Origin of the sequence: Mycobacterium sp. 2YAF39, from assembly GCF_052114565.1 — a bacterium.
Lineage (GTDB): Bacteria > Actinomycetota > Actinomycetes > Mycobacteriales > Mycobacteriaceae > Mycobacterium.
In genome coordinates, this window is the sequence record NZ_JBFREZ010000001.1 from 278414 (window position 1) to 303983 (window position 25570).

Below are 25570 nucleotides of genomic sequence, written 5' to 3' on the forward strand. Positions count from 1 at the left end.
GTGACAGATGTTGTGGCACCGAAAAGCGCTTCTGGCCCAACAGGATTCCGTGGCCAGAATCGCTTCAGCGACCCGGCCGTGGACGTGCCGCCGGACTGGACTGCGCCGACGCCACCGAACGGACTGCCGCTGACGCCCCCACAACCCACACCACCTGCACAAGAGGTCACGCCGACGGTGACCACCGACGATCCGCGGCCGTATCTGGACCTGTCCACCGTGGCTCTGCTCGGCCAGCGCAAGCGGGCGCCCTCGCAGGGCTGGCGCAAGTGGCTGTATCTGGGCTCGTTCAAACTGCTCAACGTCGGCGAAAGCCCGAAGGTCATCAAGCGTGACGCCTTGATCGCCGAGGCGCAGCGGCCACTGCGGAGCTGCCACCGCATCGCGGTGCTGTCGTTGAAGGGCGGTGTCGGAAAGACGACCGTCACGGCGACCTTGGGCGCGACACTGGCGTCGGTGCGCGGGGACCGCGTCATCGCCGTCGACGCCAACCCCGACCGCGGCACGCTGAGCCAGAAGATCCCGCTGGAGACCCCCGCGACGGTGCGTCATCTCCTGCGCGACGCCGAGGGCATCGAGGCCTACAGCGACGTCCGCGCGTACACCTCGCAGGGCGGCAGCCGGCTGGAGGTGCTCGCATCGGAAAGCGACCCCGCGGTGTCGGAGGCGTTCAGTTCCGACGACTACACCCGCACGCTGGAGGTCCTCGAGAGGTTCTACAGCCTGGTTCTCACCGACTGCGGCACCGGCCTGATGCACTCGGCGATGGCGGCGGTACTCGACAAGGCGGACGCGCTGATCGTGGTCAGCTCGGGTTCGGTCGACGGCGCCCGCAGCGCATCGGCGACGCTGGACTGGCTGGATGCCCACGGGCACCAGGAGATGGTGCGCAACTCGATCGCCGTCATCAATGCGGTTCGGCCGCGATCCGGCAAGGTCGATATGACGAAGGTCGTCGACCATTTCACTCGGCGGTGCCGGGCCGTGTTGCAGGTGCCGTTCGATCCGCACCTCGAAGAGGGGGCCGAGATCAGCCTCGAACGACTGAATCCGAAGACGCAGGAAGCGCTGATCGAGCTGGCCGCCGTGGTCGCGGCGGGCTTTCCCGGCACGCGGCGCGACCCGTAGGGGGAAGGCCGGCGACATCGGGCTCTATCTGAGGCGAATTACCGCGGTTTGTTCTCCGGGCCGAGCCTGCGCAGGAAATCGGGATCGTCGTCCGGGCCGATCGTGCGGGTCCGCGTACGGGTCGCGTTCGCGCGCATCAGCCGCAAGCCCACATAGACCAGGCCGGCCAAGACGAGAATCGCGAACAGGTAAGCCACTCCGAAACCTCCTTGTTTCGAATATACGCGCCGTCGGTAGGCTCGGTTCGTGTCTGATAGTCGGCCCGGATCTCGGCTCGTCGGAGATCTGGTCACCTACATCCTGGCCCGGTTACTCCTCGTCGCCGTGCTGACCGCGGTGATCTACGGCGCGGGCCACCTGATCGGGGTGCGGGACTTTCCGCTCGTGGTGGCTCTGCTGTTCGCGATGGTGATCGCGTTGCCGCTCGGCATCTGGATTTTCGCCCCGCTGCGCCGTCGTGCGACGGCCAGCATCGCCGTCCTCGACGAACGGCGGCGCACGGACCGTGAACAACTGCAGGCCAGACTTCGTGGCGAAGAGCCTCCGACGACATGACCAGGGAAGCGTTCGGCGCTGAATTCCCCGGGGCCGATGGATTTCTCAATTCGCCCACCTACGGCCTGCCCCCGCAGTTTCTGGTCGACGCTCTGCTGGACTGCATAAGCACGTGGCAGAACGGGACCATGGACGTCCCGTCGTTCGACGAACATGTGAACGCCGGCCGAGCCGGTTATGCCGCATTGACCGGACGTGCCGTCGACTCGGTGGTGATGGCCGGCACCGTGTCGTCTGCGCTTGCGCTGGTGGCCGCAGCCGTCGCCGATGGCGCTCGGGTCGTCACGCTGCCTGGTGAGTTCACCAGCACCACCTTCCCGTTCGCCGCTCAAGCGCATCGCGGGGTCACCGTCACCGAACTGCCCGCAGACGAACTGGTCACGGCCGCCGGTGATTTCGACGTCATCGCCGTCAGCTTGGTGCAGTCCGCCAGCGGTGCGGTGCTCGACATCGACACCCTGCGCCGACACGTCGAGGGCACCGAGACGTTGACGGTGATCGACGTCACGCAGGCACTCGGGTGGAAGCGCGTCGAGCTCGACTGGGTCGACGTCACCGTGTCGGCGGTCTACAAGTGGCTGTTGTCCCCGCGCGGCACCGCGTGGATGTCGTTGAGCGACAGACTGAGTGGAGCCATGACGCCTCACGCGGCCAACTGGTACGCCGGCGAGTCGCCATGGGAGACGATCTACGGTCTGCCCCTGCGGCTCGCGGACAGTGCCCGCCGCTTCGACGTCTCACCCACGTGGTTCAGTGCTCTCGGCGCCGGGCTCGCGCTTCCGTGGCTGGCGTCGTTGGACGGCGGTGCCGTTCAGGCGCACTGCCTGGGGCTTGCCAACCGACTGCGGGCCGAACTGGATCTGCCGCAGCAGGATTCGGCCATCGTTTCACTACCGATCGAGGGTGCCGGTGAGAAACTTCAGCGAGCAGGCATCCGTGCCTCGGTGCGAGCAGGCGCGATCCGGGTCGGTTTTCATCTGTACAACAACGAGAACGACCTCGACCGGTTGCTTGACGCGCTGCGCGCCTAGTCCGGCTGCGGTGGTGCTTCGCTGAGCGGGATCGTGGCGATCATCCTTGTGCCGCCTTCGGGCGGATCGATGATGTCGAGCCGGCCAGCGAGCGCCTCGACGCGGTCCTTGAGCCCGATGAGCCCGGACCCGCTGCCGATGGCGGCGCCGCCGACTCCGTCGTCGCTGATGTCGAGGTAGAGCTCACCCGTGTCGATGGTTGCGCGCACGTCGATCTGCGATGCGTGCGCGTGTTTGGCGGTATTCGTCAGTGCCTCGGCCACAACGTAATACGCCGCCACCTCGACGTGCTCGGGAAGCCTGCAGTCGATGTCGACGTCGAGCTGGACCGGTACGGCCGACCGGCGGGCGAGCCCCTTGATGCCTGCGCCGAGACCGCCCCTGGACAGGATGGCGGGATGAATGCCGCGCGAGATCTCCTGCAGGTCGGCGGCTATCTCCTTGAGGCCGGCGGAGATACCGGTCAATTGTTCGCGTAGGACCGGCTGGTCCGGTGGGACGAACGACTCGATGCCGCGGAGTTCGAGCCCCAGTGAGACGACACGCTGTTGCGCGCCGTCGTGCAGATCCCGCTCGAAGCGTCGACGTGCCTGGTCGGCGGCGGTGACGATGCGTGCGCGCGATGCTGTGAGCTCCGCGCGGGTCTCGGCATTGGCGATCGCGGTGGCGACCAGGTAGGCGAAGTCGCCGATCCGCTGTTCGGTCTCGGGAGCCAGTGCATCGAATTGTGCGGAGCCGACGATCAATGCACCCCAAAGGCGAGTGTCGACGACGATCGGCACGCCAACCGCGGACTTCATCCCGAGGCTGCGGATGTGTTCCGCGGTAGGGCCTTTCGCACCGTCGTAGGTGTCCATTCGTGCCGGCCTGCCATCGCGGTGGATCAGCGCGGCGATGTTGTCGCCCTCCAGCGAGAGGTACTGCCCGTTGGGCATGATCGGCTCACCGCTCTCGTCGCGGGCGTTGACGACGACGTAGGCCCCTTCGGGGGCGTAACGCAGCAGGGTGACGTTCTGCACGGCCAGGCCGCGGGACAGTTCCACCACCGCTTCCGGATAGATCTCCGACGGCGACACTCCGCGCGCAACCAGCGTCGCAACGCGCCGCAGGGCAGCCTGCTGTTCGGCCAACGCGCCCGCGAGCCGCGCCGCGACGTCGGCCTCGCGCCTGCGTTGTTCCGATTCGACCGCCCGGACTCTGGCTTGTCTGCCTAATACGTTGGCCGCCAGTGCGATCGGCAGAAACACCAGGAGCGCGACGAAGGCCTCCGGCCGATCCGGAATGAGGAGGGATTCTTCCATATGGAAGTAGAAGTAGACGACCGCGCTGGCAAGCGACGTCGCGATCGCGAGCCGGAATCCCCAGACCGCGGAGACGACGAGAACGCCGAGCAGAAATATCGCGCCGTATGACTCCGGGCCGACCTGCTCGAGGCGATGCACCAGTAGCGTTTCGCCGCCAATGAATATGAACGCCACCATGATTCCGAGGCCCAGTGGTGGGGTTGTGGGCCGCACCACGGTCTCGAGCAGTGCCCCCAGCGGCCAGGACCGCGCCGATGGCGGCATCTCGGCGGTGCGCTTCATCGCGCCCTCACAGTTGACCTGCAGGCTTCACCGGCGGAATTCCAGGTATCCGCAATGCGGATGTCGCGGATTGTTAGGCAAGTTGAAGGAATGTTGCTGTGGGTTCGGATATGCGCTGCCTGATCGTCGACGATAGTCAGTGCTTTCGCCGCGCTGCGTGCGGCATGCTCGAACGCGCAGGGTTCGCCGTTGTCGGTGTCGCGTCCAACAGTGCCGACGGCCTGCGGTGTTACCTGGACCTGCAGCCGGATGTCACTCTCGTCGACGTCGACCTGGGTGAGGAGAGCGGATTCGACCTCGTCGAGCAACTCTGCGAAAGCTCTCTGCCGCAACCCTTGCCGGTGATTTTGATCTCGGCCCATTCGGAACAGGACTTGGCAGAGATGATCGCCGACAGCCCCGCGGCGGGGTTTCTGTCGAAGATCGGGCTGTCGCCCAGCGGCATCGTCGAATTGGTGAAGGCTCATAGCAATCGGGACCAGTCGGTCAGCGAGCCTCCAGGAAGGTGATGACCGCACGTACCCGGCGGTGGTCGTCGCCGGTTTCGGGTAGGTCCAATTTGGCCAGGATGCTGCGGACATGCTTTTCGACGGTGCCTTCGGTGACCCATATCCGGCGCGCGATGCCCGCGTTGGAACGGCCCTCGGCCATCAACGCCAACACCTCCAGCTCGCGCGAACTCAGCACGGCCAGTGGCTCATTGAGCCGACGCGTCGACAGGAGTTCGGCAACCACGGCGGGGTCCACCACGGATGCTCCCTTGGCGATGCGCGTAAGCATGTCCAGGAAGTCGCCGACATCGGTGACGCGGCTCTTGAGCAGGTAACCGATCGCGCGATCGCCATTGAGAAGCTCCATCGCATGCTCCACCTCGACGTGGGCGGAGAGCACGAGGATGCCGGTGTCCGGTGACTCGGCGCGGATCGCTTTGGCTGCGTCGAGCCCTTCGCTGCTGTGGGTCGGTGGCATACGGATGTCGACGATCACAAGATCGGGTCGGTGTTGCACCACCAGGTCGAGCAGATCCGTACCGTTGCCGGCCTGACCGACCACCTGGAAATCCGACCGATCCAAAAGACTGGCCAACCCTTCGCGCAACAGCACGTCGTCGTCGGCGATGATCACCCGAGGCCCGGCCATCCGGGATTCTTGTACCGACACCACTGACAGCACACCGCGTCGGCAGGATGTCGACAATGCAGCTAGCAGGCATTGAGGGGTTGGGCTGGCCGGGAATCATTGTTGGCCGTCAGCCATGGCGACACGGGGCCCGCGGAGGGCCAAGGTAGCAGATCATGAACCAACTGAGTCTCCAGGCGAACGGTGCGGCGAGGAGGCGCAATACTCCGATTTGCATGATTACAGCAAATCGGCTTACCGCCGGCGTCGACTGGGTAATCTCATGCGCATGACCTCTGTAAAAGAGGGTTTGACCTCCGCAAAAGCTCTCTACGCGCGGTGGATCGACGAGTTATGGGCCGGTGAACCGGTGGCAAACGAACTCGTATCCGACGATTTCGTCGGGCACTGGCCGGACCTCGACGTCCATGGGCCGGACGAGTTGAACGCATTGGTCGGCAAGATGCTGACGATACTCAGCGACATGAGATTCATGGTCGAGGTCGAGCCGTTCGGCGACGGGAACTTTCTGGCGGTCCGCTGGATCGGTACCTGGGCGATGCCGGACGGTCCGAAGCGATTCACCGGCAATGACATTTTCAGGTTCGCCGACGGCCGGTTCGTGGAGTACTGGACGGGCATCACCGAAGGCTGAGATTGCTCACGCCAGGAACCGTTCGGTGTACGGGCTGAAGCGGGCCCGCATGTCGTTTTCGTCGAGGCCGAACATTTCAGCGGAGGTCGCGATGCGGCCGAGCCTGCCGCGCTGGTGTCCTGCGAGGTAGCCCTCGATCGGAATACGCGCCTCGTCGGTCAGCGGTTCACCGGCGAGGTCGTAAACGCTTGAGGCAACGCCCATTTCGTCGGCCATGAAGTCGTCGAACCGGACATCGATCGAGCGCTCCGGCGACAGTATGTCCCGATCGCGCACCAAGGCGTTGAGCATCAGCTCGAGACGGTCGATCCAGGTCGCGGCGATCTCCTGAACCGGCACGGGGTAACAGTGCATGCGTGCGCTGTAGGTGAGCATCGCGAGCATCGAGAGCGCGACCGGCACCGGATCGCGGTGTGTGCAAATGACGACCACGCCGGGGAAGACCGCGTTCAACACGGGGAGTTGCTCCAGGTGCTGAGGTGACTTGAGCAGCCAGCGCCGCCCGCCTCGCAGGAACTGCAGCGCCTTGAGCTGGGTGGCGAGGTGCTCGTAATGCGGAGTCTGATCGTGGGACAGGTAGTAGTCGCGCCACTGCGGCACGTGTCCCAGGGTTTCCAGCAGCATCGTCGAGAAGTCGTTGGCCAGGAGCTGGATTTCCTCGTGCACGTGGTCGGTGGTCATCTCGTGCATCAACGGGAAGTGCGGCATGACGAGGTTCATGACTTCCACTGCGACGTCCATCCGGGTCCGGCGCGGATCCGGGACCATCCCGGATTCCGACGGCAAAGGGAAAGGCTCGTTGCTTTCCCAGTACGGGATCGTGCGGAATGTCGGCGCGGCGGCGAGCAGATTGTGCAGATGCGTGGTGCCGGTGCGGGGCAGCCCGGCGATCACCACTGGCGGTTCCAGCTCGATGTCGTGAATCTCGGGATTCCGGGTCAACAAGTCGCTGAGCAGCAGTCTGTTCTTCAGCCATTGCACGATCTGAGCGTGGAAGTTGACGATGCCGGCGTTGTTGAGTCCGGGGATATCCTGCAGCGCAGCAAGATACACGTCGAGGCGTTCGCGGTAGTCGTCGTCGCCGAAATCGTCGAGGCCGGTCTCAGTGCGGGCCTTGGCGTGCATCACGTCGGCGTCGAGCGGGCAGTCCGCCGCCATCGCGCCCATCATCTCGCGGATGGGTTCGGCCTCGGGGGAGAAGCGGGGCTCGGCGAGATCGTCCAGTCGGACGACGGGCACGGAGTCGGCTGCGGCGTTGGTCACGGCAACTTATGTTACTGTCAGTTTCATAATGATGGTCGAAATTGGTCGCCCTCGTGATCCCCGCATCGACGGCGCGGTTCTGGATGCCACCGTCGAGCTGCTCGGGGAGACCGATTACCACTCGCTTTCGGTCGACGCGATCGCCCGGCGTGCGGGCACGAGCAAGCCCGCGATCTACCGTCGCTGGCCCAGCAAGGCGCACCTCGTACACGAGGCCGTCTTCCCGGTCACCGAATACACGGAGCTGCCCGCGACCGGGAGTGTGCTCGGCGACGTCGGCGAGATGATGCGCCGAGCGGTCGGCATCCTGACCAGCCCCGCCGCGCTGGCGGCGCTGCCGGGCCTGGTCGGCGAGCTGGCCGCGGACCCCACCTTGCACACCGCGCTGCTCGAGCGCTTCGTGCACATCCTGTCCGACGGTCTTGACGAATGGCTGGAGGCGGCACGCGACGGCGGTGAGGTTCGGCCCGAGGTGATGCCCGCCGACATCGTCGATGCGCTCGCGGGTATCACCTTCCTGGCGCTCATCACCCACGCGGAGACATTGGACGCGGCGTGGATCGACCGCACCGCCGGATTCATCACGAGAGGCATCAGCGCGTGACCGACCACGAGTCGACCGCGGCCTGGCGCGAACTGCTCGCCACGCTGGGCGCTCTCGATCGCACCTTTCTCGAGGGCGACCGCGCCGTCACCGATGACCGGCACATCGCCGACGGCTACCGCATGCTGGCGACCACGCTCGGCGTCGCGCTCGACACCTACCTGTTCGCCGACCCCAGCCGGCCGTTGTGGGTGGAGGTCAACTCGCCGGTGCGCCCCGATCGCCGGTGGGGTGGCGACAACACCGACGCCTACTACTTCATGTGCCCCGTCGATCCGAACCGGCGCTACCGGATCAGCGGCAACAAGGGCGACAGCGTCTACTTCTCGGTGACCGCCTACAACGAGCCGTCGCCGGGTGCGTGGTCCGACCGGATCGTGGCCATCGTCCGCGACGACGATCTCGACAACTCAGGCGCCATTGATGCCGACGGCAACTTCTCCTTCGATTTCGGGCCCACACCGGACGCGGCCGTGCTGATGACGCGCGACTACCAGGGCGACCCGCAGACCGGACGTCCGGTGAAGTGGCAGATCGAGGCGCTCGACGAACCCGATCCGTTCCGGCACGGCGACGCGGAGACGGCCACCGCCCTGCGCTCCAGTGCCGCGTGGTTGCGAACGATGTTCGCGATCCTGCCGCTCGCGGTGGGTGTGCGCAGCGAGGATGCCCATACGCTCGGCCACGAAGTTTCCTCGGCGGCAAATCAATTCGCCGATCCGTATCAGGTGCCGGACGCCAACTTCGGTTGGTCGGCACGCGACGCCTGCTACGCCTACGGCAGCTTCGTACTCGAGGAGGACGAGGCGCTCGTCGTCACCCACCGTCCACCGTCGTGCAGATTCTGGAACCTCGTAGTGTGGAATCAGTTCATGGCGACGCCAGGGGTCGCCGATGCGCGCAGTTCGATCAACGGATATTCGGCGGTGCCCAACGCGGACGGCTCGGTGACCGTCGTCATCTCACGCGGTATGACCGAGCATCCGAATTCGATGACCACGCTTGACTATCCGCGCGGCAATCTCGCGTTCCGCTGGTTCCTCGCCGACGAGGTCCCGGCTCGGCCGGAGGTTGCGCTCGTCAAAGTCTCCGACGCCCCGACCGCTATCTCGTGATTTCGGCGTGCTGAGTCACGCTGAGCGTGACCAGGCACGCCGAAATCGCTGAAGACCACACGAGCATCGTCAGCCCGGTATCGCGCAGCACCGGGATCAGGTCCTTGCCGCCCAGCCCTTTTCGCACCGGACTCGCGGCCCGTACGGCCAGCGGCAGGGCGACCAGCCCGACGGCGGCCCACGGCGTCGCGAGCATCAGCGCAAGCGTCAGCGCGAACGCGGCCGCCAGAAGACCCTGGTACAGCAGCCGGGTGCGGGGATCGCCGAGTCGCACGGCCAGCGTGATCTTGCCGGATTCCTTATCGGTCGGGATGTCCCGGAGATTGTTGGCCACCAGCACCGCGCTCGACATGCATCCCATGGCGACGGCCATCGCGGCGCCGACCCAGTCGATCCGCAGTGCCTGCGTGTACTGGGTACCGAGCACGGCGACCAGTCCGAAGAACACGAACACCGCGACCTCGCCCAGACCCAGGTAGCCGTACGGCTTCGAGCCGCCCGTGTACAGCCAGGCGCCCGCGATGCAGACCACGCCGACGAGGATCAGCCACGGCGCGCTGAACCACGCCAGCGTCAGCCCGGCCACGGCCGCGATTGCCAGGCTGATGACCGCGGCCGTCAAAACCGACCGCGGGGTGGCCACCTTCGACCCCACCAGCCTCAGCGGTCCCGCGCGCACATCGTCGGTACCGCGGATGCCGTCGGAGTAGTCGTTGGCGTAGTTCACCCCGATGATCATCGCGACCGCGACGACCATCGCGAGCAGGGCCTTCCACCAGCACAAAGCGTTCAGCCAGGCTGCGGCGCCGGTGCCGGCGATGACCGGTGCGATCGCGTTGGGCAGCGTCCTGGGCCTGGCGCCCTCCACCCACTGCGCGAAACTGGCCACGAGCGCAAGTCTTGCACGGTGGCCGGATTGCTCCTTGGCGTCGGCCACCGGTAGCCATGGCAGACTGAGCACATGGAGGACCGACTCAGTAAGACGGAGATTCGCAAGGACGCCGTACAGGAGATCGTCGAGTCCGGCGCGTCGACCGTCGGCGACGTGGCCTCGATCATCACCACCGCTGTCAAGGACGTCGCGAACGCCATCGGCGGTTTCGCGACCGACGTGTTCGAGATCCGCGACGGGGCCAAGCGCGCCTCGCAGTCGGTCGAGGACGAAGCCCCGGACGAGTAGCGGCCCTTGCTCGGAGTTATCGGCGGCAGCGGCTTCTATACCTTCTTCGGTACCGACGCCCGCAGCATCAGCCTGGACACCCCCTACGGCGCGCCGAGTGCCCAGATCACCATCGGCACCGTCGGCGCCCACGAGGTCGCGTTCCTACCGCGCCACGGCGTCAATCACGAATTCTCGCCGCACACCGTGCCGTACCGCGCCAACATGTGGGCGATGCGTGCGCTCGGCGTCCGCCGGATCTTCGGTCCGTGCGCGGTCGGCAGCCTGACCCCTGACCTCGGGCCCGGCGCGATGGTGGTGCCCGATCAGCTGGTCGACCGGACCACCGGCCGTGCCGACACGTATTTCGATTCGGACGGCATCCATATCTCGTTCGCCGACCCGTACTGCCCGACGCTGCGCTCCGCCGCTGCCGGCCTGCCCGGCGTGGTCGACGGCGGAGCGATGGTCGTGATCCAGGGGCCTCGGTTCTCCACCCGCGCCGAAAGCCGATGGTTCGCGAATCAGGGTTTCAGCTTGGTCAACATGACCGGATACCCGGAGGCCGTACTGGCTCGCGAGCTCGAAATATGTTACGCCGCCATCGCTTTGGTGACCGATCTGGATGCGGGTGTGGACAGCGGGGGCGCGGTCCGCGCTGTCGATGTCTTCGCCGAGTTCGAACGCAACCTGGTGCCGTTCAAGCAGCTCGTGCACGAGGCCATCGACAGCACAGCCGTGGAAAACTCCTGCACCCACTGCCAGCCGCACGAAGGTGTCCAACTGCCGTTCGACTTACCGTGAGGGTGCTGCTGACCGGGGCGGCCGGCTTCATCGGGTCGCGGGTCGATGCGGCGCTACGCGACGCCGGGCACGATGTCATCGCCGTCGACGTGATGCTTCCCGCCGCGCACGGCCCGGGTGCGCAGCCGCCACCGGACTGCCTGGTGCTCGATATCCGTGACGGCTCCGCACTGGCGCCGTTGATGGACGGCGTCGATGTGGTGTGCCATCAGGCCGCGGTGGTGGGTGCCGGGGTGAACACCGCCGACGCCCCGTCGTACGGAAGCCACAACGATTACGGGACAGCCGTTCTGCTCGCCGAGATGTTCGCCGCGGACTGCAGGCGCATGGTGCTCGCATCGTCGATGGTGGTCTACGGGCAGGGTGGATACGACTGCGCCGAGCACGGACCGGTCGACCCGCTGCCCCGATCCCGCGCCGACCTCGACGCCGGTGTGTTCGAGCACCGCTGCCCGATCTGCAGCGCGACTGTCTCCTGGCGCCTGGTGGGCGAGGATGCGCCGTTGCGACCGCGCAGCCTGTACGCAGCGAGCAAGACCGCGCAGGAGCATTACGCGTTGGCGTGGACAGATGCGGTCGGAAGCTCCGTGACAGCGCTGCGGTACCACAACGTCTACGGGCCGCGCATGCCGCGCGACACCCCGTACTCCGGAGTCGCGGCGATCTTCCGTTCCGAGCTCGAATCGGGCGATGTCCCAAGAGTTTTCGAAGACGGCGGCCAGATGCGCGACTTCGTGCACGTCGACGACATCGCGGCTGCGAATGTGGCGGCCGTCGAATCTGCGCGCGACGGGTTCGAGGCTTTCAACGTCTGCTCCGGGCGGCCCATCTCGATCATGGAGGTGGCGACCGAGTTGTGCGACGCCCGCGGCGATGCGGCACCCGTCGTCACCGGGCAATACCGCAGCGGCGACGTTCGCCACATCGTTGCCGACCCTGCCCGTGCCGCCGACGTCCTCGGCTTTCGCGCCGCCATCGACCCCCGCGACGGCCTGCGCGAGTTCGCCTTCGCGCCGCTGAGGGCATGATGCGTCGCCTCGTCGTGATAGGCACTGTGGTCGTGATGGTGTTAGCGGGCGCCGTCGCGGTGGTGTGGTGGCAGCAGTGGCGGTTGGTCTACTACCCGGCGACGGGGGCAATGCCGTCGGCCGCCACCGTGTTACCCAACGGGCAGGATGTCACCCTCGAAACCGATGACGGAATTCGTTTGGGTGCTTGGTATTTCCCGGTGCCCGGCGGGGGGCCAGCGTTCCTGGTCAGCCATGGCAACGGCGGCGATCGGGCGGGGCTGGCTGATCTGGCCGAGGCTTTGAACAGCAGAGGCCATTCGGTGCTGATGTTCGACTACCGCGGCTTCGCAGGCAATCCGGGCCGGCCAAGCGAAGACGGTACGGCCGCCGATGAGCGCGCGGCACAGGCGTGGCTGGCGAAACAACCGGGCGTCGACAAGATCGTGTACTTCGGTGAATCTCTTGGCGCCGCAGTCGCTCTGGGTCTCGCGGTCGAGAAGCCACCCGCGGCATTGATTCTGCGTTCGCCGTTCACCTCGCTGCACGAGGTGGCTTCGGTGCACTATCCGGTGGTGGGCGGACTGCTGGCCGACCGGTATCCGTCGATCGATCGCATCGGCAAGGTGCACGTACCGGTCATGGTGATCGCCGGGGACCGTGACGACACAGTGCCTGAGGAAATGAGCAGGCGGTTGTACGACGCGGCGAACGAACCGAAGCGATTCGTCATGGTGCCCGGCGCGGGCCACAACGACCGGGAGTTCGTCAACGGCAACCGGATGCTCGACGAGATTCAAGGGTTCCTGTCGTCGACAGGTGTGACCTAGTAATACTGGTGGCGTGAAGCCAGCCATTTGTGAGCAGTTCGGTATCGATTTCCCGCTCTTCGCGTTCAGTCACTGCCGTGACGTCGTCGCCGCGGTGAGCAACGCAGGCGGGTTCGGCGTTCTCGGCGGTACCGCATTCACACCGCAGCAGCTGGATCAGGAGCTGTCCTGGATCGACGAGAACGTCGGCGGGAAGTCGTACGGCGTCGACCTGATCGTGCCCGCCACCTACGAAGGCAAGGGCGAGAAGCTGTCGTCGTCAGACCTCGCAGGCCGGATCCCCGACAGCTACCGGGGCTACGTCTCCGAACTGCTCGCCGCGCACGACATCGAGGTCGACACCAAGCCGCACGTCGGGGGTTCGGCGTTGTCCGGCAACACCGGCAAGGAGCTGCTCGACGTGGCGATGAGCCACCCGATCAAGTTGATCGCCAACGCGTTGGGCGTGCCCCCGGACTACATGATCGACGCCGGTAAGGAGCACGGCGTCCCGGTCGCCGCCCTGGTCGGCGCGAAGCAGCACGCGGTCAAGCAGGTCGCCGCGGGCGTCGACCTGATCGTCGCGCAGGGCACCGAGGCCGGCGGTCATTGCGGCGAGGTGACGACGATGGTGCTCATCCCCGAGGTGATCGAGGCCATCGAGGGTGCCGTCCCGGTACTGGCCGCTGGCGGCATCGTCACCGGAAGGCAGATGGCGGCGTCGGTCGCGATGGGCGCCGCCGGGGCGTGGACGGGTTCGGTGTGGCTGACGACAGAGGAGGCCGAGACAGCGCCGCACACAGTGCAGAAGTTCCTCGCGGCGTCCTCGCGCGACACCATTCGCTCCACCGGCCGGACCGGAAAGCCCGCGCGGCAGCTGGTGTCCGACTGGACCGATGCATGGCAGCCGCACGAGGGCGGTCACAAGACACTGCCCCTGCCGCTGCAGTCGATGCTCGCCGAGCCGGTCATCCGCCGCGTCGACGTGCTCGCGGCGCAGGGCCATCCTGGCGCGCAGGCGCTGGCCACCTACTTCGTGGGCCAGGGCGTCGGGCTGATGAACAAGGTGAAGCCCGCGCGCGAAGTGGTGCGCGAGTTCATCGAGGACTACCTCGCGGCGACGGAGCGGTTGAGCAACTCATTGCCCGACTGAATGCTCGACGACGGTCACTCAGCGCTCCAACGGATGTCGGGAGGCCGCACGCTCGCGCATGTGGGCTGCCCCTTGGCATCGGTCAGGCCGAGCCGTCCGACGAGCAGCCCGGACTTCACGGCGGCCTTCAATACGTCCGCGGGCACGTCGGACAGCATCAGCTTCGCGCGCCGGAACATCTGCACCTGGCCGCTTCCATCGGCACCGCCCCAGTTGAGGTAGAGGAATCGATCGCCGGGCCGCCCCTGGACGTAGGGACCGCGGATGTCGGCGCTGTCGACCTGACATTCGATCGTCCACGTGACATGCGCCGCGTCCGCGGGCTGCACATCGAGCAGCTCCGGGGGTCGGCGCTTTGTCTGCATCCCAACGTGAATGCCCGAGTAGCCGGGGAAGTTGTGCCCGGGCGGGCAGTCGCGGCCGGGAAGGTCGGTGCCGTCGATGCGGATGTGCATGCCACCATCATCGCCGCAGACGAGCCGGCGTCTGTTCGCACGGTGACAAGCAGGATCAAGACGAAGGCCACCCCTGCGGCGACGTAATACCAACCGAGCGGGGCTTGGGTTGTCTCAGGAAGGTAGGCCATCAATCCCATGGCCATGCTCACGATCAGGTAGCAGCAGGTGTTGACCAGGCCGCCGATCAACCCGATGTTGCGATTGAAGACGCCCATCGCCAGACCCTTGCTCTGGGGATCCAGTACCCCGATCCCGCACAGCACCAATGCCGCGCCGACCGTGATGATCCACGCGTGCACGCCGACGGTCTCGGCCGACACGACGAGCGTCACCGCGCCGAGCATCATCACGCTCGAGGCGCCCAGTGCCAGCCGGCGGGTCGTGGTGCGTTGCGCCAGACCGCCGCAGGCCAATTCACCGGCCAGATTTGCGGCCCCGATCACCAACGCAACCAAACCGTATGCGGCAGGCGAGAACCCGAGACGACCCTCGTAGAGGAATGGGCCGACGACGCCGAACACCATTTGTGCTGCGCCTATCAATCCGAACATCACGACGAAACCGAGAAAAACGCGGTGTCGTAATGCCTCACCGAGCACCCGTATCGCCGCCCGCGGATCGACGGGTGAGCGGTGATTCTCGTCGAGCGTCTCGGGCAGTGCCTTCGCGACGAGCACTGCCACCGCCGCCACGGCCACGGCGAAGAGCGCAAACACCAGGCGCCATGAGCCGTGCTGAACGACGAATCCGCCTACGGCCGGCGCCATTACGGGCGCCGCCCCCCACGCCGCCCCCAACACGCCCATCACCGAAACCAGCTTGGCACCGCTGAAGCAGTCGGCGGCGATCGCAGCAGCCATGAGGAGGCACGCACTCGCACCGACACCCTGTATGAATCGCACACCGAGAAGCACGGTGAGACTGTTCGCGAGCGCGCATCCGATGCTTGTCAGGCACAACAGTCCGGCACCGGCGAGCAGTACTCGCTTACGCCCCACCGCATCAGCGATCAACCCGATCGGGATGAACGCCAAACTCATCCCGAGGATGTAGGCGGTCACGGTGTTCTGCACGATCGCATTCGATGCCGCGAATTCGATCGCCATCCGCGGAAGCGCAGGCGCGTAGACGTCGAGCCCGATCTGACTCAGCGGAATAACCAGCAGCAGAATGGCCACGATGCGGCGGTCTGCCGTAATTCGCGGGCCGACCTCGGGGGGTCGTTGGATGGTCATACAACGACTATTCGGTGCGACGAGATCGTTGTATGTCCGCTGATGAGCGGGGCAGACGGAGGAACCTGCGGTACCCCGATCGGGGGACAGGCGCCTCAGTCGTCCGTCACCGAATACCGAGTGTCGGGTTTGTACACAGTGACCGGGTGATCGCGTGACATAACCCGACACTCGGTGTCGGTCAGTACGGGCTAGGGGACTTCGATGCAGCCCACGCCGGGAACACAACCGCCCCCGCCGCCCGGACCGCCGCCGCCTGAGGGGCCGCCGGGGATGCTGCCGCTGCCTCCGCCGGGACCGCCGCCACCGGAGGGTCCACCGGGAATCGTGCCGCCCCCGCCACCGGGACCGCCGCTGCCGGTTGGTCCGCCCGGTACGGCTCCGCCGCCACCGTCTGCGCCGCCACCGCCGGTGGGGCCGCCAGGAACCGTGCCAGTGCCACCAGGCGCGGTCGTCGTGGCGGGAGCCGTCGTCGTTGTCGTCGACGAAGTCGTCTTCGTCGTGCTGCTGGTGCTGGACGATCCACCTTCATCGCCACCGCCACAGCCCACCATCAACACCATCGCGGTCGCGCCGCCGAACATGGCGACTGCCGTTTTCACCTGCTTGTTCACAGTTCCTCCTGTTTCCTCCCGACCGGTTGGGACTACCCACCCCCATCGGCTCGAAACTCAGAGGCAACAGACCTACTCGAAGGTGATACGCACCGAAATCGGGTCGCTCTCCATGGCGCGCATCGTCAACGCCGTCGCTGACCGGCTGACCCTGCCGTTGCCGCCGAAGCTGCGGGCGCGGGCTCGTACGTCGTCATTGACCTCGAAAGTTGCTGTGCCGGTGCGCCATTGGTTGTTCACCCGGACACGTACGTTCGGGTTGGCGGCGATGTTGTAGGCCCAGCCTGCGCGCTGCCCGTGCTGGGAGATGACCCAGAGGTCGTTGCCATCGAGGCGGCCTGCCAACGGCACCCGGCGGGGTTCTCCCGACTTGCGGCCGACGGTCTCGAGTTCGACCACCAGGGATGGCCGGATGCCGACGCGGTCGAGCGCAGCGACCACGGGATTCATCAGGATGCGACCCATGCTCCGCTCGAACTTGAACTTGCGCCGTGCCTTGTCCGCGCTCTTGGTGGCCATGGTCAGTCACCATAGTTGAGTGATCACTCAAATACAAGATCAGGCGCTCAGGTAGGCCAGGACCGCCAACACCCGGCGGTTCTGTTCCAGGTCGGGCGGCAGCGTCAGCTTGGTGAAGATGTTGCGCACATGCTTTTCGACCGAGCTGTCTGCGAGCACCAGGGTGCGGCCGATGTTGATGTTGGACCGACCCTCGGCCATCAGTGCCAGTACTTCGCGCTCGCGTGGGGTCAGCTCCTTCAGCGGATCGTCGCGGCGACGGCGCACCAACAGCTGGCCGACGACCTCGGGGTCGAGCACCATCCCGCCGGACGCGACGCGGTCCAGTGCGTCGAGGAACTCGGCGACAGCCGCGACGCGGTCCTTCAGCAGGTAGCCGACACCGCCGCCACGGTCGGCCAGCAGGTCGTCGGCGTAGGACAGCTCGACGTATTGGGACAGCACCAACACCGGCGATCCGGGGACGCGGTGACGGGCCTCGACCGCGGCCCGCAGGCCCTCATCGGTGTGCGACGGCGGCATCCGCACGTCCACGACCGAGACGTCAGGGGCGTGCTGCTCCACGGCGGTCACCAGTGAGGGTCCGTCGGAGACCGCCGCGACCACGTCGTGGCCGTTTTCCGTCAACAGCCGGACAAGACCCTCTCGCAGCAGGACCGAGTCGTCAGCCACCACGACTCTCAACACGGCAACTCCGCCCTGATCTCGGTCGGACCACCCGCCGGGCTGGTGACCCTGAACTCACCGCCGGTGGAGTGGACACGGTCGGCCAGCCCGCTCAGCCCGTGTCCCTTGGCGACATGCGCTCCGCCGACGCCATCGTCGACGATCTGCACCGCCAGCCGGCCGGGGCCGTTGGCGACCGTCACCCAGCAGTTCGCGGCCCCGCTGTGCTTGGCGACATTGGTCAGCGCTTCGGACACGGTGAAGTACGCGGTGTTCTCGACGGCCGGATCGAGCCGGCCCTTCGGCAGACCGAGATCCTCGTCGACCACCAATTCGACAGGGACCGTGCACCGGCCGGCGACGGCGGCCAGAGCGCTGGGCAGGCCGCGGTCGGCGAGCACCGGTGGCGCGATCCCGCGGGACAGCGCGCGCAGTTCGTCCAGCGTCTCCCGGGTCTGAGTGATTGCATCGGCCAAGGTTTCCCGCAGCGCCTCCGGGTCGGTGTCGAGCTGTTTCTGGGCACGGCTCAGGTCGATCGCCAGCCGCACGAGCCGCTGCTGCGGACCGTCGTGCATGTCCCGCTCCAGCTTTCGCAGCGCCGTCGCCTCCGCCGACACCGCCGCGGCCTTCTGATCCGTCAGCACCGTGATCGTCTGACGCATCTCGGCCACCCCGGTCAACAGGATGCGGCTGAATCCGGCCTGCGCGAGTGCACAGAACCGAACCACCGCCGGAAGCGTCACCAGACACACCAACCCGACCACCGTTTGGAAGCCGATTCTGGCGAAGGTGCTGTCGCCGAGCCCGATCAACTCGGCGAGGGAGTGGTTCTCCGGGCCCCGCGGAATGCTCCAGTCCCACGCGACGGTCAAGGTACCGCCGATCGCCGCCGTCCACCATGAGACGACGACGCAGAAGGTAGCCGTCGCTATCGGGAAGAACAGCAGCGCATGCGCGACGTCGAGCCAACCCTGACTCTGCGCCAGCGGCGAGGTGATGCGTCTCCAAATACCTTCGCCCGCTTCGGATATCCGGTAGGTCGGCCGGGCGCGCGGCCGGTGCAGCACCGCGGGGATACGCAGCCGCTCGATGTCGGCGAACAGGCGGGCGGCCAGCACGGTGACGGCGAGGACGGGCACACCGACGACGACGATCAATAGCCCGACTCCGGCCGACAGCCCCGTCACGATGACGCTGAAGCCCGCGACCGCCAACGGGAATGCGCCGAGCAGGTAGCCGGTGTCGCCGGCAAGCCGCCGGATTCGTCCGTAGTGTTCGGGTGTCGCGGGTCCGGCCATCGTGAGGGTGGCGGTCATGTCGTTCACACTAAGCAAGTGTGGGGTTCCGACCCATCCGGCGTGCCGCCCGATCGACGGTAGGGCTGTCCCTACCGCTGTGGACTAGTCGGCAGCCGCCAGCGGCAACCGCACCTCGAAGCGTGCACCGGTGCCGAGGTTGTGTGCCGACAGCGTGCCGCGGTGGGCCTGCACCAGACCGGCCGCAATGGCCAGACCCAGCCCCGACCCGCTGGGCAGCGACGAATCCGCTCGCGGCACACGGTCATTGGAGCCGCGATATGCGACGTCGAACACCCGGGGCAGGTCCGCCTCGGAAATCCCGACGCCGGTGTCGTCGACGCGGGCCCATGCACCGTTCTCATCGGCGCCGAGCGCCAGCGAGACCCGGCCACCTTCTGGTGTGTGCGCGATCGCGTTGGCCACCAGGTTCGACAGCACCCGCACCAGTGCCCGGTCGCTTCCGACCACCCGCACCGGCCTCGAGGGCAACTCGGCAACCAGGTGCACACCGGCGCGTTCGGCGGCTATCCGGTGCGCGGCAACGACGTCGTCGACGACTTCGTCCAGTGCCACCCTGTCGAACGCGGGTTGCACCGCACCCGCGTTGATCTTCGACATCTCGAACAGGTCGTCGACCATCTCGGCGAGCCGAATCGATTCCTGCTCAATCGTTTTGGCGTGCACCTGGACCTCGGCCTCGGGAACCACGCCGTCGGCGATCGCCTCGGACACCGCCCGGATGCCCGCAAGCGGCGTGCGCAGATCGTGGCTCACGAACGCCACCAGGCGCCTGCGCGATTGTTCGGCAGCCCGTTCGGAGTCGCGGATCTCCTGCTCCCACACGGTGCGTCGGGCCTGGTAGCGCGCCAGCATCACCGCCGCAGGGATCGTCACCACCGAGACGATCACCAGCACGACGGCCGTCTGCTCGAACGTCTCGGTGAGCATGAATCCGCTGGCGCCGAGCACCCCGCTGAACGTCGCCAGCACAGGGATGAGGACCAGGGCCACCATGCTGACCGCCAACGACCACGACCGAGCCAACCGGATGATGATCGCGCCGGCAAGCACCACCGGTGCCGAACAGGCGAGCGCCCACCAGGCGATCTCCCATAAGTTATTCGGCACGAGTCTTGAGCTCTTCGTGCGGACGCCCGTCGCTGCTCCACAGGTACCCACGGCCCCAGACGGTCTGGACCCGATGCTCGGCTCCGAGCTTGGACCGCAGCCGTTTCACATGGACGGTCACCGTGGACAGATCGCCGAAGTCCCAGCGCCACACCTGTTTCAGCAGTTCCTCGCGGGAGAAGACCGTGTCGGTGTGGGTCAGGAAGAAGACCAACAGGTCGAATTCGCGGTTGGTCAGCGACACCGGATGTCCGGCGACCGTCACAGCCCGCGACGCCGTCGACACGACGAGATCGCCGACGGTGATGTCGAGTGCCATGGGGCCCGTCGGCGTAGGTGCGCGGCGCAGCACCGAGCGCACCCGCAGCGCCAGTTCGCGGGGGCTGAACGGCTTGGTCAGATAGTCGTCGGCGCCCGCCTCCAGCCCTGCGATGCGGTCGTCCTCCTCACCGAGAGCGGTCAGCAGGATCACCGGAATCGTGTAGTCGCCGCGCTGCCGCAGGGTTCGGCACAGCGTCAGACCGTCCGGACCGGGCATCATCACGTCGAGCACCGCGACGTCGATCCGCTGCGAGCCGAGCAGGCGCAGCGCCTCTTTTCCGTCGTGCGCGATGGACACGTCGAGGCCGTCGCGCTCCAGATACCGGCGCACGACATCGCGCACGACGGTGTCGTCGTCAGCGATAAGCACCCGCGTCACACTCCGAGGTTAGCCCGGTATGGCCTACGACCTGCGTCGACGTCATTGATTCGTCACGAATCACCCGGTTGAGCACTTGCGGGACTGGTTAGCCTCAGGTCATGCCTTGTTCCGTCACGGTGGTGCTTCCGTGTCTGAACGAGGCGGCGTCGCTGCCGGGCGTGCTGGCCGCGATGCCTGCGGGCTACCGACCGCTTGTGGTGGACAACAACAGCACCGACGACACCGCCGATGTCGCGCGCCGGCACGGCGCGGTCGTGGTCACCGAAGCCCGCCCTGGCTACGGTTCGGCGGTGCACGCCGGGGTGGTTGCGGCGTCGACGCCCATCGTCGCGGTCATCGACGGCGACGGCTCCCTGGACCCGCGTGACCTGCCGGAACTGGTTGACGATCTGGAACGCGGCGCGGATATGGCGGTCGGACGGCGGCGTGCCGTCAGCGGACTGAAGTGGCCGTGGCATGCGCGTGCCGGCAACGCCGCCGTGTGTTGGCGGCTGCGAAGCAAACACGGCCTGCCCGTGCACGACATCGCGCCGATGCGGGTCGTGCACCGAGACGCGTTGTTGGGACTCGGCGTGCAGGATCGCAGGTCCGGATATCCGCTGGAGCTGCTGGTGCGGGCCGCCGCCGCGGGCTGGCAGATCGTCGAACGCGATGTCGACTACGGTCCGCGCACAGGCGGACGATCCAAGGTCAGCGGTTCCCTGCGCGGCAGTGTGATCGCGGCAGTGGACTTCTGGCGGGTGATTTCGTGATCCCGGTGGCGGCGCTGGTGGTCGCCAAGGCGCCCGTGCCCGGACTGGCCAAGACACGGTTGGCCGCTGCGATCGGTGACCGGGCGGCCGCCGACATCGCCGCGGCCGCGCTTCTGGACACGCTCGACGCGGTCGCCGCCGCACCCGTTCAGCAGCGGGTGGTGGCGATGACCGGAGATCTCGATGCCGCCTGTGCGTCGCAGGAGATCCGCGGTCGTCTCGAGGCGTTTACGGTGGTGCCGCAGCGCGGAGACGATTTCGCCGACCGGCTCGCCAACGCCCACCTCGACGCGGCAGCCGCGGCGGGCCTTCGGACAGTGCTCCAGATCGGGATGGACACACCGCAGGTCTCTGCCGAGATGCTCACCGAATGCGCACAGGAATTGTCGGAAACCGATGCGGTGCTGGGACTGGCCGCCGACGGAGGATGGTGGGTTTTGGGCGTTTCGGAAGCGTCGATGGCCGACTGCATCAGGGAGGTGCCCATGTCGCGGCCCGACACCGGTGCGCTCACCCTGGCGGCGTTGCAGGCGAAGGGATTTCGCGTCCGCCTGGTGGCCGAACTTGCGGACGTCGACACGATTGACGACATCGAGCCGGTGCGACAGGTGTGCGCCACCGACAGCCGGTTCGCCCGCGCCGTGCGGACGGTGAGCAACTGACATGCTTGGCAACCTCTACGACTGCGCACTCGACGGCGAACGGTGTTGGATCAGGCGGGACAACGGCGAGGTGAGCAATCTTCCGGTGCGGCGCTGGCTCGGCGGGCGCGACGCCGACAGCCAGTTCGACACCGCCGTGGTCGGGATGTGCAGTGGGCCGACCATCGATTTGGGCTGTGGCCCCGGTCGATTGGTCACCGAACTTGTTCGTCGCGGCGTACCCGCGCTCGGTGTCGACCAGTCCGCGACCGCCGTCGGACTGGCCCGCCGCAGCGGCGCGCCGGCCATTCGGCGCGACGTGTTCGACACCCTCCCCGCGACCGGGCGGTGGCACACCGTCCTGCTGGCCGACGGCAACGTGGGCTTGGGCGGCGACCCGCTGCGGGTGCTTCGGCGATCGGCTGAGCTGTTGAACCGAGGCGGGCGGTGCATCGCCGAATTCGAACCGGTGGCAACGGGTATCCGCACCAGTTGGGTGAGACTCGAGTCGCCCCGAACGGTCGGGCCCTGGTTCCGGTGGGCCCTGGTCGGCATCGACTCGGCGGCCTCACTCGCCAAGGACGCGGGTCTGGTGATGACGGGCATGCACACGATCGGCAGGCGGGTGGTGGCGACGCTGGCCCTGCCCTAGTGCGGATCAGCGGGGTATCTGCTCCGGCGCGATGATCTGCAGGGATCCGTCCTGTCGGGTGCCGGTGACAAGCACTGATCCCGAACGAGGTTCCACTGCAACCGAATTAGGCTGCTGCACGGTCGGCACGAGACCGGCGATCCGGGGCCTCGCCGGATCGGCCATATCGATCACCTGCAACTGATTGGTGGCGGTCAGGGTGACGAAGAGCCGTCGACGGGCGGGGTCATACGCGAGGCCGTACGGCTTACCCGGTGAGTCGACCTTCGCGACCTCGGTGATCTGCGGGTCAATGCGTTCAATGAGCACTGCGCCGCCATCGGTGTCGGCGAACGCCGCGAGATCGTCGGACAACGCCACGGCGTGTGTCAGCTTGGTCCCGACCTGTCGCTGCGCCACCTGCTCCCGGCTCGATCCGTCGTAGACCCACACGCCGTTGCCCTGGACATCGGCCACGGCCGCGTACTTTCCGACGGCCGCGGCGCCACCCGGTTGTGGCGGACCTGCGGGCACTGACCCGACGACGGCCCCGTCCCGCACGAAGACCACGCCACCGCCCCTCTCGTTGGTGACGACGATGGTTCCGTCGGAGGTGCGCACCGCATCGTGAGGCTGGCGCCCGACGCCGGTGGTGGTCGACAGCACCGTGCCGTCGGCAAGGCTCATCTCGACCAGCTCGTTGGAGGACTCCAGCGGGACCAACACCGGCCCGTCGAGACCGGCAAGGCTCAAATGCCGTGCAGCTCCGTCCATCCGGATGGTCTGGCGGACGACACCGGTTCGGCTGTCTACCAGCACGACGCCCGCGGGATTGCGCACGGCGATCGCCGCGATTCCCGAGGTGCCTATGACGATGCCCTCGGGCCCGCTGGTGATCGGCATAACGTTGCCGGTCGGCGCCACCGTCGGTGTGCCGGCCGGCGCCGGCTCGGCGGGAGGCACCGGCGTCGACGACGACGCGGAGGTCTGTTCCGGTGTCCCGGTGCCGCCGCAGCCCGCCACGATCACGGCCACGGCGATCAACGCCATCGCCTCAGCCCGTCGATTCGGCAACTGCCGTCGTCCCTTCCTGCGCGCCAACAGATTTCACCCGGGCGATCAGCAGCCGGATCGCGAAGGCAACCGCGCTGGCTGCGAACATCGCCGCGGTGAGGAGCAGCCACCGTCCCAGGAACGGCTCCTGGGTCTGGCCGGTCGCCGCCAGATAGGCCGGAGCGCCCTGCTCGATGATTCCCGGCAAAAACATCAGGAAGGTAAGCGCGGATCCCATCAGCGGCAGCCGTAGGTAGTTGACGAACGGCACGGCCATCGGGCGCTTCCGAATACCGTCGGCCGACGACAACATCCGGTCGAAGAGTGCATACACCGGGAACAGCAGGAGGTCGTGGGCGATGATCGCGACGGCGAACCACACCACGATCGACTGCCACCAGGTGTGTGTGTTCCACAGCGTCGTTGGCTTGACCGTCGCCAGCACATAGCCGAACAACGCGAATCCGGCGACCAGCGTCAAGAGGTGCAGCGGATGCGAACCGTAGACGTCGCGGAAGCGGGCCAGTGTGTTTGGCATGTCAGCCGGCCCTGAAGTCGATGGACGCGACCCACTTGGTGTTGTGCACGCCGGGCAGCGCCGGGACGATTATCCGGGCCGGGAACCCGTGGTCGGGCGACAGGTCTGCGTCGTTGACCCGCAGCGCCAGAAGCGAATCCGCATGCATCACCTGGTTCGCCTGCAGCGTGGCGCGGTTGAACCCGCTGCGGCGCTCCACAGACTGCACGAACGCCGACGTCGGCTCGTCCACCCCCGCCAGCCGCGCCAGGTCGCGCAGCGGTACTCCGGTCCATGTCTCGGTGGTCGACCAACCCTCGACGCACGCGATCGGCAGGCGGGCCGTGTGCTGTGTCATCGCGGTCAGGGCGGCACGGTCGAGCACCACCGGCGCTGGTCCGCCGGTCAGCGTGAGCCGCCAGCGGTCACCGGTCAGCTCGGGTGTGATCCGCGCGGCGGCCGCCGTGCGATTGACCTGGAAGTCGTTGGGCCCGCTGTCGTGAGTGCGCCCCCGCGGCAACAGCAGCGCGGCATGACGCGTCCAGCCGCCGATGGTCTGGCCCGCGGTGATCGCCGCCACGAACGCTGCGCCGCCGCCGACGAGTGCGAGCGCACCGCGGCGGCTCATCGTCGGCGGTGTGGGGTCGGCCGCGACGAGGCCATCCGGTTCGTAGGGTTCGGGACGAGTTTGCGCGCGGGGCGTGCGCAACACCTGCCTCAGCGACATCGACCGCAGACCGGTCCACATCCGCGGAATCTTGATCGCGATGTGCACGACGAAGCCCGCGATGAAGACCCATGCCCCGTAGTAGTGCGCGGTGTAGAAGCTGAACCCGAAGATGTAGTCGTACTGGATGTTCAGCACGCCGGTGACGATCTCGAACAGAATCCCACCGACCAGCATCAGCAGCGAAACACGTTCCAGCACTTGCGCGATCGACCGTGATGGTGGCCATGCGAACAGACGTGGAATCACCGACCACAGTTTGGCCAGCACGATCGGGATCAGCACCAGGCCCAGCCCGACGTGCAGGCCCTGGTTGAGCCGGTACAGCCAGGAGGGTTCGGCAGGCCAATCGAATGTCGGTAACTTGAGCCAGCCGACGTCGCCCGGAATCGCCTGGCCGAACTGCGGCCCGTACGCGATGTAGGACAGCAATCCCGTGACGGTGACGATCGGCAACGCGATCAGCAGCACCGAGCCCAGCACGGATGTCAGCCACAGACCGCGCAGCGGGCTACGCCAGCGCTGCGACTTCACGCCGGGAGGTGCGTACCGGTCCAGTGCGCGCCACAACGGTGCCGGAAAGCCATAACCGTCTGCTTCGGTCGGCTCCCGGTCGTCGGAGGTCTCCTTCTCGCGCACT

Annotated in this window: 30 protein-coding genes and 1 pseudogene; 15 read left to right on the top strand and 16 right to left on the bottom strand. The window is 66.9% G+C overall.

The window, feature by feature from the left end; all coding sequences use genetic code 11:
• Positions 1-1128, top strand: a complete 1128-nt coding sequence (locus AB4Z42_RS01380) for a MinD/ParA family ATP-binding protein (protein ID WP_442007334.1) — start codon at positions 1-3, stop codon at positions 1126-1128.
• A 38-nt stretch (positions 1129-1166) separates the two neighbouring features.
• On the opposite strand, the gene AB4Z42_RS01385 is transcribed toward AB4Z42_RS01380, so the two are convergent.
• Complete coding sequence (locus AB4Z42_RS01385; RefSeq protein WP_442007335.1) at positions 1167-1325, bottom strand: hypothetical protein; 159 nt, start codon at positions 1323-1325, stop codon at positions 1167-1169.
• A 49-nt stretch (positions 1326-1374) separates the two neighbouring features.
• Here AB4Z42_RS01385 and AB4Z42_RS01390 point away from each other — a divergent pair, with 49 nt between their 5' ends.
• Both AB4Z42_RS01390 and AB4Z42_RS01395 read left to right on the top strand, forming a co-directional pair.
• Positions 1375-1683, top strand: a complete 309-nt coding sequence (locus AB4Z42_RS01390) for a DUF4229 domain-containing protein (protein ID WP_442007336.1) — start codon at positions 1375-1377, stop codon at positions 1681-1683.
• Complete coding sequence (locus AB4Z42_RS01395) at positions 1680-2714, top strand: aminotransferase class V-fold PLP-dependent enzyme (RefSeq protein ID WP_442007337.1); 1035 nt, start codon at positions 1680-1682, stop codon at positions 2712-2714. Before AB4Z42_RS01390 ends, AB4Z42_RS01395 begins: the two co-directional genes overlap by 4 nt.
• On the opposite strand, the gene AB4Z42_RS01400 is transcribed toward AB4Z42_RS01395, so the two are convergent.
• A complete protein-coding gene (locus AB4Z42_RS01400; protein ID WP_442007338.1) occupies positions 2711-4300 on the bottom strand; it encodes a sensor histidine kinase in 1590 nt (529 codons plus the stop codon). The genes AB4Z42_RS01395 and AB4Z42_RS01400 overlap by 4 nt on opposite strands.
• Positions 4301-4410: 110 nt before the next feature.
• On the opposite strand from AB4Z42_RS01400, the gene AB4Z42_RS01405 reads away from it, so the two are divergent.
• Positions 4411-4809 carry a response regulator gene (locus tag AB4Z42_RS01405; RefSeq protein WP_442008073.1) on the top strand — a complete coding sequence of 133 codons (399 nt, stop codon included), beginning with the start codon at positions 4411-4413 and terminating at the stop codon, positions 4807-4809.
• Here AB4Z42_RS01405 and AB4Z42_RS01410 read toward each other — a convergent pair.
• Positions 4787-5440 carry a response regulator gene (locus AB4Z42_RS01410; protein WP_442007339.1) on the bottom strand — a complete coding sequence of 218 codons (654 nt, stop codon included), beginning with the start codon at positions 5438-5440 and terminating at the stop codon, positions 4787-4789. The two genes, AB4Z42_RS01405 and AB4Z42_RS01410, sit on opposite strands and share 23 nt — an antisense overlap.
• 268 nt (positions 5441-5708) lie before the next feature.
• On the opposite strand from AB4Z42_RS01410, the gene AB4Z42_RS01415 reads away from it, so the two are divergent.
• Positions 5709-6074, top strand: coding sequence for an ester cyclase (locus AB4Z42_RS01415; RefSeq protein WP_442007340.1), 366 nt, complete (start codon positions 5709-5711; stop codon positions 6072-6074).
• Positions 6075-6080: 6 nt separating this feature from the next.
• On the opposite strand, the gene AB4Z42_RS01420 is transcribed toward AB4Z42_RS01415, so the two are convergent.
• Positions 6081-7244: a sulfotransferase family protein gene (locus AB4Z42_RS01420; RefSeq protein WP_442008074.1), complete on the bottom strand. Its 1164-nt coding sequence runs from the start codon at positions 7242-7244 to the stop codon at positions 6081-6083.
• Positions 7245-7365: 121 nt separating this feature from the next.
• On the opposite strand from AB4Z42_RS01420, the gene AB4Z42_RS01425 reads away from it, so the two are divergent.
• Both AB4Z42_RS01425 and AB4Z42_RS01430 read left to right on the top strand, forming a co-directional pair.
• Positions 7366-7941 (top strand): TetR/AcrR family transcriptional regulator, encoded by a 576-nt coding sequence (locus AB4Z42_RS01425; RefSeq protein ID WP_442007341.1) that lies wholly within the window; start codon positions 7366-7368, stop codon positions 7939-7941.
• Positions 7938-9056, top strand: coding sequence for a DUF1214 domain-containing protein (locus AB4Z42_RS01430; RefSeq protein WP_442007342.1), 1119 nt, complete (start codon positions 7938-7940; stop codon positions 9054-9056). The genes AB4Z42_RS01425 and AB4Z42_RS01430 overlap by 4 nt, the downstream gene beginning before the upstream one ends.
• On the opposite strand, the gene AB4Z42_RS01435 is transcribed toward AB4Z42_RS01430, so the two are convergent.
• Positions 9046-9945, bottom strand: coding sequence for a 1,4-dihydroxy-2-naphthoate polyprenyltransferase (locus AB4Z42_RS01435; RefSeq protein ID WP_442007343.1), 900 nt, complete (start codon positions 9943-9945; stop codon positions 9046-9048). The two genes, AB4Z42_RS01430 and AB4Z42_RS01435, sit on opposite strands and share 11 nt — an antisense overlap.
• Positions 9946-10017: 72 nt before the next feature.
• On the opposite strand from AB4Z42_RS01435, the gene AB4Z42_RS01440 reads away from it, so the two are divergent.
• The 5 genes from AB4Z42_RS01440 to AB4Z42_RS01460 are packed head-to-tail and all read left to right on the top strand — an operon-like array spanning position 10018 to position 13988.
• A complete protein-coding gene (locus AB4Z42_RS01440) occupies positions 10018-10236 on the top strand; it encodes a hypothetical protein (protein WP_442007344.1) in 219 nt (72 codons plus the stop codon).
• Between the two features lie 6 nt (positions 10237-10242).
• Positions 10243-11019: an S-methyl-5'-thioadenosine phosphorylase gene (locus tag AB4Z42_RS01445; RefSeq protein ID WP_442007345.1), complete on the top strand. Its 777-nt coding sequence runs from the start codon at positions 10243-10245 to the stop codon at positions 11017-11019.
• Positions 11016-12047, top strand: a complete 1032-nt coding sequence (locus AB4Z42_RS01450; protein ID WP_442007346.1) for an NAD-dependent epimerase/dehydratase family protein — start codon at positions 11016-11018, stop codon at positions 12045-12047. Before AB4Z42_RS01445 ends, AB4Z42_RS01450 begins: the two co-directional genes overlap by 4 nt.
• A gap of 35 nt (positions 12048-12082) precedes the next feature.
• On the top strand, positions 12083-12856 hold the full coding sequence (locus tag AB4Z42_RS01455; RefSeq protein ID WP_442007347.1) for an alpha/beta hydrolase: 774 nt from the start codon (positions 12083-12085) through the stop codon (positions 12854-12856).
• A 13-nt stretch (positions 12857-12869) separates the two neighbouring features.
• On the top strand, positions 12870-13988 hold the full coding sequence (locus AB4Z42_RS01460) for an NAD(P)H-dependent flavin oxidoreductase (RefSeq protein ID WP_442007348.1): 1119 nt from the start codon (positions 12870-12872) through the stop codon (positions 13986-13988).
• A gap of 14 nt (positions 13989-14002) precedes the next feature.
• Here AB4Z42_RS01460 and AB4Z42_RS01465 read toward each other — a convergent pair whose 3' ends face one another.
• The 8 genes and pseudogenes from AB4Z42_RS01465 to AB4Z42_RS01500 form a co-directional block, all read right to left on the bottom strand.
• The gene (locus AB4Z42_RS01465) at positions 14003-14443 is read right to left on the bottom strand and encodes a DUF5990 family protein (protein WP_442007349.1); all 441 of its coding nucleotides are present in this window, start codon (positions 14441-14443) and stop codon (positions 14003-14005) included.
• A gap of 107 nt (positions 14444-14550) precedes the next feature.
• A pseudogene (locus AB4Z42_RS01470) lies at positions 14551-15681 on the bottom strand (Bcr/CflA family efflux MFS transporter); the annotation flags it as partial.
• 191 nt (positions 15682-15872) lie between these two features.
• Complete coding sequence (locus AB4Z42_RS01475; protein ID WP_442007350.1) at positions 15873-16295, bottom strand: hypothetical protein; 423 nt, start codon at positions 16293-16295, stop codon at positions 15873-15875.
• A 72-nt stretch (positions 16296-16367) separates the two neighbouring features.
• Positions 16368-16814: a nitroreductase/quinone reductase family protein gene (locus AB4Z42_RS01480; protein WP_442007351.1), complete on the bottom strand. Its 447-nt coding sequence runs from the start codon at positions 16812-16814 to the stop codon at positions 16368-16370.
• 39 nt (positions 16815-16853) lie between these two features.
• Positions 16854-17498 carry a response regulator transcription factor gene (locus AB4Z42_RS01485; protein ID WP_442008075.1) on the bottom strand — a complete coding sequence of 215 codons (645 nt, stop codon included), beginning with the start codon at positions 17496-17498 and terminating at the stop codon, positions 16854-16856.
• Positions 17495-18796 carry a sensor histidine kinase gene (locus AB4Z42_RS01490; protein WP_442007352.1) on the bottom strand — a complete coding sequence of 434 codons (1302 nt, stop codon included), beginning with the start codon at positions 18794-18796 and terminating at the stop codon, positions 17495-17497. Before AB4Z42_RS01490 ends, AB4Z42_RS01485 begins: the two co-directional genes overlap by 4 nt.
• Positions 18797-18880: 84 nt before the next feature.
• Positions 18881-19906: a sensor histidine kinase gene (locus AB4Z42_RS01495; RefSeq protein WP_442007353.1), complete on the bottom strand. Its 1026-nt coding sequence runs from the start codon at positions 19904-19906 to the stop codon at positions 18881-18883.
• The gene (locus AB4Z42_RS01500; protein ID WP_442007354.1) at positions 19896-20606 is read right to left on the bottom strand and encodes a response regulator transcription factor; all 711 of its coding nucleotides are present in this window, start codon (positions 20604-20606) and stop codon (positions 19896-19898) included. Before AB4Z42_RS01500 ends, AB4Z42_RS01495 begins: the two co-directional genes overlap by 11 nt.
• Positions 20607-20707: 101 nt before the next feature.
• Here AB4Z42_RS01500 and AB4Z42_RS01505 point away from each other — a divergent pair, with 101 nt between their 5' ends.
• The 3 genes from AB4Z42_RS01505 to AB4Z42_RS01515 are packed head-to-tail and all read left to right on the top strand — an operon-like array spanning position 20708 to position 22654.
• Entirely contained in the window at positions 20708-21361 is a 654-nt protein-coding gene (locus tag AB4Z42_RS01505; protein ID WP_442007355.1) for a glycosyltransferase family 2 protein, read from the top strand.
• Positions 21358-22023, top strand: a complete 666-nt coding sequence (locus AB4Z42_RS01510; RefSeq protein WP_442007356.1) for a TIGR04282 family arsenosugar biosynthesis glycosyltransferase — start codon at positions 21358-21360, stop codon at positions 22021-22023. Before AB4Z42_RS01505 ends, AB4Z42_RS01510 begins: the two co-directional genes overlap by 4 nt.
• Position 22024: 1 nt before the next feature.
• Positions 22025-22654 (top strand): methyltransferase domain-containing protein, encoded by a 630-nt coding sequence (locus AB4Z42_RS01515; RefSeq protein WP_442007357.1) that lies wholly within the window; start codon positions 22025-22027, stop codon positions 22652-22654.
• 6 nt (positions 22655-22660) lie between these two features.
• Here AB4Z42_RS01515 and AB4Z42_RS01520 read toward each other — a convergent pair whose 3' ends face one another.
• From AB4Z42_RS01520 to AB4Z42_RS01530, 3 genes are read right to left on the bottom strand one after another with little or no spacing between them, the layout of a single operon-like run.
• Positions 22661-23683, bottom strand: coding sequence for a hypothetical protein (locus AB4Z42_RS01520; RefSeq protein WP_442007358.1), 1023 nt, complete (start codon positions 23681-23683; stop codon positions 22661-22663).
• Between the two features lie 4 nt (positions 23684-23687).
• Positions 23688-24224: a hypothetical protein gene (locus AB4Z42_RS01525; protein ID WP_442007359.1), complete on the bottom strand. Its 537-nt coding sequence runs from the start codon at positions 24222-24224 to the stop codon at positions 23688-23690.
• A gap of 1 nt (position 24225) precedes the next feature.
• Positions 24226-25500 carry a molybdopterin-dependent oxidoreductase gene (locus AB4Z42_RS01530; RefSeq protein ID WP_442008076.1) on the bottom strand — a complete coding sequence of 425 codons (1275 nt, stop codon included), beginning with the start codon at positions 25498-25500 and terminating at the stop codon, positions 24226-24228.
• Positions 25501-25570 lie beyond the last annotated feature (70 nt).

Bases quoted from the DNA above. Each gene is read 5' to 3' on its own strand.
- AB4Z42_RS01395 (WP_442007337.1), top strand. From the start codon at position 1,680: ATGACCAGGGAAGCGTTCGGCGCTGAATTCCCCGGGGCCGATGGATTT.
- AB4Z42_RS01400 (WP_442007338.1), bottom strand. From the start codon at position 4,300: ATGAAGCGCACCGCCGAGATGCCGCCATCGGCGCGGTCCTGGCCGCTG.
- AB4Z42_RS01405 (WP_442008073.1), top strand. From the start codon at position 4,411: ATGCGCTGCCTGATCGTCGACGATAGTCAGTGCTTTCGCCGCGCTGCG.
- AB4Z42_RS01410 (WP_442007339.1), bottom strand. From the start codon at position 5,440: ATGGCCGGGCCTCGGGTGATCATCGCCGACGACGACGTGCTGTTGCGC.
- AB4Z42_RS01415 (WP_442007340.1), top strand. From the start codon at position 5,709: ATGACCTCTGTAAAAGAGGGTTTGACCTCCGCAAAAGCTCTCTACGCG.
- AB4Z42_RS01420 (WP_442008074.1), bottom strand. From the start codon at position 7,244: ATGATGGGCGCGATGGCGGCGGACTGCCCGCTCGACGCCGACGTGATG.
- AB4Z42_RS01425 (WP_442007341.1), top strand. From the start codon at position 7,366: ATGATGGTCGAAATTGGTCGCCCTCGTGATCCCCGCATCGACGGCGCG.
- AB4Z42_RS01440 (WP_442007344.1), top strand. From the start codon at position 10,018: ATGGAGGACCGACTCAGTAAGACGGAGATTCGCAAGGACGCCGTACAG.
- AB4Z42_RS01455 (WP_442007347.1), top strand. From the start codon at position 12,083: ATGGTGTTAGCGGGCGCCGTCGCGGTGGTGTGGTGGCAGCAGTGGCGG.
- AB4Z42_RS01465 (WP_442007349.1), bottom strand. From the start codon at position 14,443: ATGCACATCCGCATCGACGGCACCGACCTTCCCGGCCGCGACTGCCCG.
- AB4Z42_RS01480 (WP_442007351.1), bottom strand. From the start codon at position 16,814: ATGGCCACCAAGAGCGCGGACAAGGCACGGCGCAAGTTCAAGTTCGAG.
- AB4Z42_RS01490 (WP_442007352.1), bottom strand. From the start codon at position 18,796: ATGACCGCCACCCTCACGATGGCCGGACCCGCGACACCCGAACACTAC.
- AB4Z42_RS01505 (WP_442007355.1), top strand. From the start codon at position 20,708: ATGCCTTGTTCCGTCACGGTGGTGCTTCCGTGTCTGAACGAGGCGGCG.
- AB4Z42_RS01515 (WP_442007357.1), top strand. From the start codon at position 22,025: ATGCTTGGCAACCTCTACGACTGCGCACTCGACGGCGAACGGTGTTGG.
- AB4Z42_RS01520 (WP_442007358.1), bottom strand. From the start codon at position 23,683: ATGGCGTTGATCGCCGTGGCCGTGATCGTGGCGGGCTGCGGCGGCACC.
- AB4Z42_RS01525 (WP_442007359.1), bottom strand. From the start codon at position 24,224: ATGCCAAACACACTGGCCCGCTTCCGCGACGTCTACGGTTCGCATCCG.